The 6,645-nt window shown below is 41.0% G+C and carries 12 protein-coding genes; 3 read left to right on the top strand and 9 right to left on the bottom strand.

What is annotated here, in order from left to right:
- Positions 1 to 156: 156 nt before the first annotated feature.
- From BUC50_RS07330 to BUC50_RS07290, 9 genes are all read right to left on the bottom strand, one after another.
- A complete protein-coding gene (locus BUC50_RS07330) occupies positions 157 to 543 on the bottom strand; it encodes a single-stranded DNA-binding protein (protein ID WP_286677296.1) in 387 nt (128 codons plus the stop codon).
- Between the two features lie 9 nt (positions 544 to 552).
- On the bottom strand, positions 553 to 1,476 hold the full coding sequence (locus tag BUC50_RS07325; protein WP_286677295.1) for an ATP-binding protein: 924 nt from the start codon (positions 1,474 to 1,476) through the stop codon (positions 553 to 555).
- On the bottom strand, positions 1,476 to 2,264 hold the full coding sequence (locus BUC50_RS07320) for a helix-turn-helix domain-containing protein (protein ID WP_286677294.1): 789 nt from the start codon (positions 2,262 to 2,264) through the stop codon (positions 1,476 to 1,478). Before BUC50_RS07320 ends, BUC50_RS07325 begins: the two co-directional genes overlap by 1 nt.
- 386 nt (positions 2,265 to 2,650) lie before the next feature.
- Positions 2,651 to 2,851, bottom strand: a complete 201-nt coding sequence (locus tag BUC50_RS07315) for a hypothetical protein (RefSeq protein ID WP_286677293.1) — start codon at positions 2,849 to 2,851, stop codon at positions 2,651 to 2,653.
- Positions 2,852 to 2,853: 2 nt separating this feature from the next.
- The gene (locus tag BUC50_RS07310; RefSeq protein ID WP_286677292.1) at positions 2,854 to 3,075 is read right to left on the bottom strand and encodes a hypothetical protein; all 222 of its coding nucleotides are present in this window, start codon (positions 3,073 to 3,075) and stop codon (positions 2,854 to 2,856) included.
- Positions 3,068 to 3,271: a helix-turn-helix transcriptional regulator gene (locus BUC50_RS07305; protein WP_286677291.1), complete on the bottom strand. Its 204-nt coding sequence runs from the start codon at positions 3,269 to 3,271 to the stop codon at positions 3,068 to 3,070. The genes BUC50_RS07310 and BUC50_RS07305 overlap by 8 nt, the downstream gene beginning before the upstream one ends.
- A gap of 60 nt (positions 3,272 to 3,331) precedes the next feature.
- The gene (locus tag BUC50_RS07300; protein ID WP_286677290.1) at positions 3,332 to 3,526 is read right to left on the bottom strand and encodes a hypothetical protein; all 195 of its coding nucleotides are present in this window, start codon (positions 3,524 to 3,526) and stop codon (positions 3,332 to 3,334) included.
- 21 nt (positions 3,527 to 3,547) lie between these two features.
- Complete coding sequence (locus BUC50_RS07295) at positions 3,548 to 3,730, bottom strand: hypothetical protein (RefSeq protein WP_286677289.1); 183 nt, start codon at positions 3,728 to 3,730, stop codon at positions 3,548 to 3,550.
- A gap of 38 nt (positions 3,731 to 3,768) precedes the next feature.
- Positions 3,769 to 4,008 (bottom strand): helix-turn-helix domain-containing protein, encoded by a 240-nt coding sequence (locus BUC50_RS07290; RefSeq protein ID WP_286677288.1) that lies wholly within the window; start codon positions 4,006 to 4,008, stop codon positions 3,769 to 3,771.
- Positions 4,009 to 4,153: 145 nt separating this feature from the next.
- On the opposite strand from BUC50_RS07290, the gene BUC50_RS07285 reads away from it, so the two are divergent.
- From BUC50_RS07285 to BUC50_RS07275, 3 genes are read left to right on the top strand one after another with little or no spacing between them, the layout of a single operon-like run.
- On the top strand, positions 4,154 to 4,867 hold the full coding sequence (locus BUC50_RS07285) for a helix-turn-helix domain-containing protein (protein ID WP_286677287.1): 714 nt from the start codon (positions 4,154 to 4,156) through the stop codon (positions 4,865 to 4,867).
- A gap of 44 nt (positions 4,868 to 4,911) precedes the next feature.
- Complete coding sequence (locus BUC50_RS07280) at positions 4,912 to 5,730, top strand: SWIM zinc finger family protein (RefSeq protein ID WP_286677286.1); 819 nt, start codon at positions 4,912 to 4,914, stop codon at positions 5,728 to 5,730.
- Between the two features lie 19 nt (positions 5,731 to 5,749).
- The gene (locus BUC50_RS07275) at positions 5,750 to 6,619 is read left to right on the top strand and encodes a hypothetical protein (RefSeq protein WP_286677285.1); all 870 of its coding nucleotides are present in this window, start codon (positions 5,750 to 5,752) and stop codon (positions 6,617 to 6,619) included.
- Positions 6,620 to 6,645: the final 26 nt, after the last annotated feature.

The raw sequence follows: 6,645 nt of genomic DNA, 5'->3' as shown, positions 1-6,645 counted from the left end.
GTGGGCTTGTCCTTTTGGCCATTGTTAAAACCTCCTGTTGTCAGTATATTTTACTTCACCGACTATGAGGAAGTTTACACAAACTTATAGGCACTACCGGAATATATTTTTTATCGTCAACTTTTAAATAAATAGCACTCATTCTTATCCTCCTAGTTAAAACGGCGCATCTGTTTCGTCTATGTTGAATTCGCCTTCTGTAACGCCAGATCTATCTTTCTTGCTCCCCAAAAACCTAACGCTGTTTGCAACAACTTCCGTAGTCCATCGATCTTCATTGTTTGAATTTATATATTTCCTCACCTGTAATCTGCCCTCTAGCAAAACAGGGCTCCCTTTTTGCAAATATCTATTGCAGTTTTCAGCTTGCGCCCCCCACACTACAACTGAGATGAAATCACAACCCATATCTTCTCTGTTTTTATTTTTCCCTCGGTTAACAGCAATATTTATACTTGCTACAGCTGTACTGTTTGCCGTATATCTCAAAACAGGATCTCTTGAGAGATTTCCCATTAAAATAACCTTGTTAAAGCCTTGCATTTTGCCCTCCTACTTCTCCATAAATACAGTTTGTCTACGTCGGCCCCTGTAGTCTCTTCCCTTCACGGTGCACCATCGGCCCATTTCTTTGAGCCTAGAGACAATCCTGTCGCCGCGCTCTCCTAATAGTGAAGCAAGATCGGAAGGAGATTTTGCATTTGTAGTGATGACTGTTTGTAGCTTTTCTTGATACCTCTTGTTGATGATCATATACAGCCGCTCCCCGACCCAATCGGTGCCTCGCTCTATTCCGAGATCATCGAGAACTAGAAAATCAACGCTTTTTACCATCGCCATAGTTTCAAAGCCCTTGCCATTGCTGGTTGTTTCCCTGAGCTCATCCCACAGTTCTGGAACAGATACAAAAAGCGCAACTTTCCCATCTTCGATTCTTTTGTTTACCATTGCTGCCGCAAGGTGAGTTTTGCCAGTGCCTCGATCTCCTGCAATAACGAGGCTAGCCCCATCTTGCAAACAGCACATGGCCGCCCCCTTTGCATCAACTATGCTTTTTTCAATTCCTTTTGTATCAAAATTTTCGAATGTCTTTTCATGAAATGTCTTTGGTAGTTTAGAAGCTGTTATTTGACATTCAATTTCTTTTTGACGTTGAATTTGTTCGGAAGACCCACATCTAGCAAACTTAATAACGTAAATAGTTCTGCCACCCTTTTCATCAATACATACAGATGGCTTCATCCCATGAGTCGGGCAACGCCCTACTCCAGGGCATTTTTTTTCACAGTTGTGCATTTCTGCCGCCCATGTAAAACTGCTGTAATCTCCGTAAAGCTCGTTTAATTCTGCAATCGGGAAAATCTTCTGAACATAGTCTAAGGCTCGCTCTCCAATGCTTTTTTGTTTAGATATGCGCCCCCAGGCTTCCTTTAATGCAGGTACGGACTCTAAAAGGCTTGCTAATGCTTCTTGCATTACGACCACCCCTCGTCAAGATCCGATAAGTCTTCAGTGGGTGATGCCCTTTTTTGTGCTTTAGGATTCCATGATTTTTGGTATTTTAAAGATTCAGCTATATAGCAAAAATCCAATTCCGCAAGAGACCGCTTGTTCTTGATAAACCTCTTGATAGCTGTAGTTATCTCTTTTTGCACACGTGCAGGAGTATGCGATATGGCCAAATCTTTTAGTGCGCTTATCTCCTCTTCACGCAACCCTGACCGTTTTGTCTGAAGCAAGAGCAGCTTGGCAGTTTCTCTCATCGAGGACGGAGCGTCTTCAGGATTTTGTGTCTCCTGGGGAAGGGTTTCCCTCTCCGTAGGAGAGTAAGTATCTTTAGTTATAGTGGCTATAGTTAATGGTATGTCGTTTTTTGCAGGGCTGGTATGTCGTTTTTTGCAGGCCGGGTCTGCAATATTTGCAGGGCTAGGCTCTTCTTTTGCCTCTCTTTTAGCCTTATGTCCTATGATTTCATAGCTGGAAGACGTCTGCATTCCACGACCATCATATCTAGTAATTCTTTTGATGTACCCACACTCCTCGAGATCTTTTAGGGCAGAATAAACCGTTCTTTCGCTACAGCCGGCAGTTTTGGCCAATGTAGCCACCTTAGGAAAACATGTGCGATTGCCTGTAGAAGCGAAAGTACAAAGCACCGCATAAATACCTTTGGCGCTGAGGTTTAGCCGTTCATCTCTCATGACGCATATATCAAGGCATATCCACCAAAAATCTCTATTGTCAGTCAGTGTTGGTTCAGCCATATTGCTCTCTCCTTTACCCTAACCATTGCTGTTGTTTTATATCCCCTATCCGGGGAAGCTTTGTTTTCTGTTCAAACACACCTTCTCTTACAAGGCATGTGAAAATGCCTGATATAAAAGCGAGTAATAGAACAAGCTTTTTTATGTCTAGCCTCATATCGTCACTTCCTTATGCTAAAATGAGGCTAGGAGTTACAGCTCCTAGCCTATAAGTTTTCAAACAGTCTCTGATTTTCGGATCAGAGACTCTCTTTTTATCCTTTGGCAAGCTTTTACTATTATTTCCCTCGTACGAGTGTTCTCTTCAGTTCGTCGAAAAACAACGCCTCGCAATTTTTGCCCTCTATAGTTCAACAAACTAACAACTGCATTTCGGACAGCTCTTTTCATGCCAGACACATTCTTTCTCTTTGTTTTTGGAGATTTGCCAGCTGCGCAATCTCATCTCTAATCTTTTTTCTGCTTAGACTATCGTTATATTTTTGATGTAACACCTCTGCATGTGCCGTCCTAACACGTTGCAGTTCAATAGCGTCATCAAATTCTTTTAAAGCTTGAGCCTTTGAAAGCCATACAACGCAATGCATTGTTAACCCTCTTCTACGAAAGCTGAAAGCTTTTGAACGTCTCTGATTGATATATCTTTATATCTTGCGCTAAGCCTTTTCCGTTCATCCGCTCCGCAAATGGCACTGAGAAGACTGGAAGCCTCTCTTTTTGCAAACCATATTCCCTTGAAATAGTATGGGCCGCTTATCACGCCGTTTTTAGCCAACATCTTTAAAAGACTTTTCCCTATTTTTTCAAGCATTCGCTTCGGCCTCCTCTTCAATTTTCTGAACAAGATTTTTTATGTCAGATACTTTCCAACCAACTATATTTCCAGTGATTTTTATTCCTTTGGGGAACCGTCCCTCTCTAATTCCGTCGTACCATGTTGTTCGTGAAACCGGTATGACTTGAAGAACTTGCGGGAGTCGCATAAAACCGAAATCCGGGATGTTCATGATGTCGTAACCTCCTTTGCGACCATTTGACCTGTTTGACGTTCATAAATGCTGTACATGTTACTTTGGGACGTCCTCAAGGTGTTCTTGAAGATGAGATGGACGGCGAGGAGACAACCTGTTAGCCTCTATTCTTCCCAGCACATATTCCTTCTCTCCTATCGCCAATAGCACCCAACCTTGAGACAACAAAGAATTCACTTCGTCATGGTCATTCGTAGTTCTTATCTTGTTTACTCCGTACAGTATCGACATAACACACCTCCTGAGCTCTCTCTATTCGACTATCAAGGTCCCTGCTCGCTTTGTTTTTATTCCTGAAAGAGCATCTATATACTTATTGAGTTTCCGAAGCGCATAAACAAACAGAATTCCTTTTTCAGTGTTCGCTTCCCCGTTATCCATAAGGTCTTGGAATATCACTGTTACTTCTTCCGGCGTATCGCAAGTTTCATGCAATATTTGAACTGCCTGTATAGCCTCCGCAAGAATGTTTATTAGATGGAAGCCGCTGAGCTCTCTTTCCTGCGGAGGGGTGTAGGGTTTTCTTGAAAAAAGATAGAAACTTCTACTCTTAAAGCTTTTGCAATGCTTTCAAGATCATCTACTCGAGGAGCCCTTTTGCCCGTTTCAAAGTTTACAATTGAACTCCTTGAAAGTTTTGCCATTTCTGCTAGTTTTTCTTGAGTCAATTCCCTTAAAACGCGAATAGAACGGATGTTTTCCCCTATACTCACCACTTCACCCCCCTCTTGTTATGTAGCCAATCGTACTATTTAAAAGAACTATATATCTAAATGTTACGTATGTCAACACAAAAAGATTACTTTCTTACTCTTGATTTATGACCACATTCGTAGACAATTAAATAGAGGTGATAAGATGTCTGTTGAGGAAAAGCTCAAAGAATGTAGAGAGCGAAAGGGGATGACTCAGCAAGAAGTTGCGGAGAAATCCGGATATTCAAGAAGCTCTATTATTAATTGGGAAAAAGGGCTTAGAACTCCCGACGCTAATGTTTTGAAAACGTTGGCTCAAGTTTTTGGCACCACTGTCGCCTACCTTATGGGAGAGACAGAAGAGCCAGCCGCCTCTAAAGAAGCAACTGTTCGAAAAGATTCTATTAGGTATTTTGATCAATGGATTGAAATACCTGTTCTTGATCCAACAGCTATTGCATGTGCCGGACGAGGTAATGGGGGCATGATTGAGATTTATGCTAGCGCTGAAAAAACGATACTTCTACCCATTGATGTCGTAGGAAATATCTCTATAGATGCTGATAAAAAGCCGTTTGCAGTTTTGGTTGAAGGAGATAGTATGGAAGGCGCCGGAATCCCTGACAGAAGCACAGTCGTTGTGAATCCCGCAGAAGAAGTATATGACGGTGATGTTGCCTTAGTTTGTTTTGGCTTGCAAAAAGAATGGGCAATAAAATGGGTATATTTCGACACAAAAGATGGTTCTGTTGAAATCCGTTCTGCTGCCCCCCAATACAAGCCCAGAAGCTTTACTAAAGAAGAAATAAACATGGGACTTTTTTATATCGTCGGGAAAGTGACACTTCTAACGGCGGTTCCAAGGAAAGGAATTTGATCTTTATCTAAAATACACGTTTTACTACTTAAGGAGTGACCAGCATGAAATGCGAAAGGTGCGGTGCTGAATATAGTGGGGATATTTGTCTCCATTGTCTTTGGCGAATGCACTGGGGAGATAAAATACATGACGAGCCACCCCAACAAAGGCGTATGGAGCGAGCTCAACTTATCGCTAAGGTAGATAATCTAGATGCGGTAAAAGGTTCTTGCACAATTAAAGGAAGTAGCTCTACTCCATATATCACTACTCTTACATCCTGCACTTGCACAGACTTTAAACGAGCCTTCAAACGTAAACACACTATCCCTTGTAAACATATTTATCGTCTTGCCCATGAGCTCGGAATTATAGATCTCGGTAAAATTTCCAACGTTGTTATAACTTTCAATGAAGATAAAAAGCACAAAATTGACTCCCTTCAAGAAGATTCCCAAAAAGAACTTTACGCACTTTTGACGCGTTGGATATATGGTCTAGACACTGGCTCATGGATTTATTCCCGTGATGAATCTAGTCATAGAGAGTTGCTTTCTAAAGAAATCTTACAAGAAGTGGATTCACCAGAAAGACTTCTTGTCTTAGTCCACATCAGAGATTTACGCCAAGTCTTAAAAGAAAATAATTTAAAATGTCCACGAACAAAGAAAGAAACAATCAAACTTGTCTATTCACTTTGTCCAGAATCTGTTGATGAACTTAAAAAAGACTACTGCATAGTGAAATTCAAAGAAGAGGCTCGTGGCATCCGAGGTAAAGTACGAACCCATTTGAAAAAGAATTTGTTTCAAGATGATTTCGACTGTACATCAGATGATGCGCTCTATTGGGGAAGTTATATTTACGAACTTTCAGACTAGGTAGGTGGGAATATTCAAAATGAACATAGACACTCTTTCACCCGATGCAAGAACGATGCTTGCTTTTATTTTGCACATCGACATTATCGGACATCAACATGCAGAAGAGATAAACAAAAAACTGCAAAAAGAAGACCCTTCGAAATACAAAAAGCTCATGAAAAAACTCGACTGGCAAACATGGGAGTTGCCAAATAAAGGTATTGAAGAACTACTTGATAAGAATTTTATTTCTTTTGATAAAAAATATAACAGGGGGACAAAAATAAAGTTCCGCTTGAGCAATAGTCTACAAAGAGCAAAAAACGAGCTCTACACCACTTTAAAAAGCGAATTAAAACATGGCATTAACATGTGCCAAGAAACAACGCTGGGTTCCTTGTCAACACTTAAGACATTGCTTAAGGCGTCAAGCACAAATGATAACGATATTCGCTCAGGAAGGATCTTGCAAACTATCAGATGCAAATATTGTTCAGACTGGTATATGCATGTTCCCGACTGTTTTAATGCCGCTTTAGATATACAGCTGATGGAGCGCAACAAAAACACCGTCTCCTTTCTTGCCTGGACCCAAGGCTCTAACTTTGGCTTTGCCAAGGGAGACATTATTTATAAAAACTCTTATGCGGGCTCAAGTGTCTCTCCTTTGATTCAAATCGATGCTGCGTCCCCTGCAAGTATTCAAGATGGGAAACGTTTCCCAGGACATGTAAAGTTTTCATGGCATTTTACAGAAAACAACACATCTCACAGCATGACTCAAGACGAGTTCGTCCACTTCTTGATCAATGGCCCCCAAAAGAAGTTACAAAAACCACTGAAATCCAGGAGAGATTTCACTGATAAGTTGTTACGTAAAGAATGTCAGCTAACGCTTTTTTCTTAAAACTTATATTTGGAAATATGCAGGGA

This window comes from Aminobacterium sp. EBM-42 (genome assembly GCF_001896635.1).
GTDB lineage: Bacteria > Synergistota > Synergistia > Synergistales > Aminobacteriaceae > Aminobacterium > Aminobacterium colombiense.
This window is presented reverse-complemented; position numbering and strand designations above follow the sequence as displayed.

Excerpts from the sequence above, each read along its gene's own strand:
- BUC50_RS07330 (WP_286677296.1), bottom strand. The coding sequence starts at position 543 with ATGCAAGGCTTTAACAAGGTTATTTTAATGGGAAATCTCTCAAGAGAT.
- BUC50_RS07325 (WP_286677295.1), bottom strand. The coding sequence starts at position 1,476 with ATGCAAGAAGCATTAGCAAGCCTTTTAGAGTCCGTACCTGCATTAAAG.
- BUC50_RS07320 (WP_286677294.1), bottom strand. The coding sequence starts at position 2,264 with ATGGCTGAACCAACACTGACTGACAATAGAGATTTTTGGTGGATATGC.
- BUC50_RS07315 (WP_286677293.1), bottom strand. The coding sequence starts at position 2,851 with ATGCATTGCGTTGTATGGCTTTCAAAGGCTCAAGCTTTAAAAGAATTT.
- BUC50_RS07310 (WP_286677292.1), bottom strand. The coding sequence starts at position 3,075 with ATGCTTGAAAAAATAGGGAAAAGTCTTTTAAAGATGTTGGCTAAAAAC.
- BUC50_RS07305 (WP_286677291.1), bottom strand. The coding sequence starts at position 3,271 with ATGAACATCCCGGATTTCGGTTTTATGCGACTCCCGCAAGTTCTTCAA.
- BUC50_RS07300 (WP_286677290.1), bottom strand. The coding sequence starts at position 3,526 with ATGTCGATACTGTACGGAGTAAACAAGATAAGAACTACGAATGACCAT.
- BUC50_RS07285 (WP_286677287.1), top strand. The coding sequence starts at position 4,154 with ATGTCTGTTGAGGAAAAGCTCAAAGAATGTAGAGAGCGAAAGGGGATG.
- BUC50_RS07280 (WP_286677286.1), top strand. The coding sequence starts at position 4,912 with ATGAAATGCGAAAGGTGCGGTGCTGAATATAGTGGGGATATTTGTCTC.
- BUC50_RS07275 (WP_286677285.1), top strand. The coding sequence starts at position 5,750 with ATGAACATAGACACTCTTTCACCCGATGCAAGAACGATGCTTGCTTTT.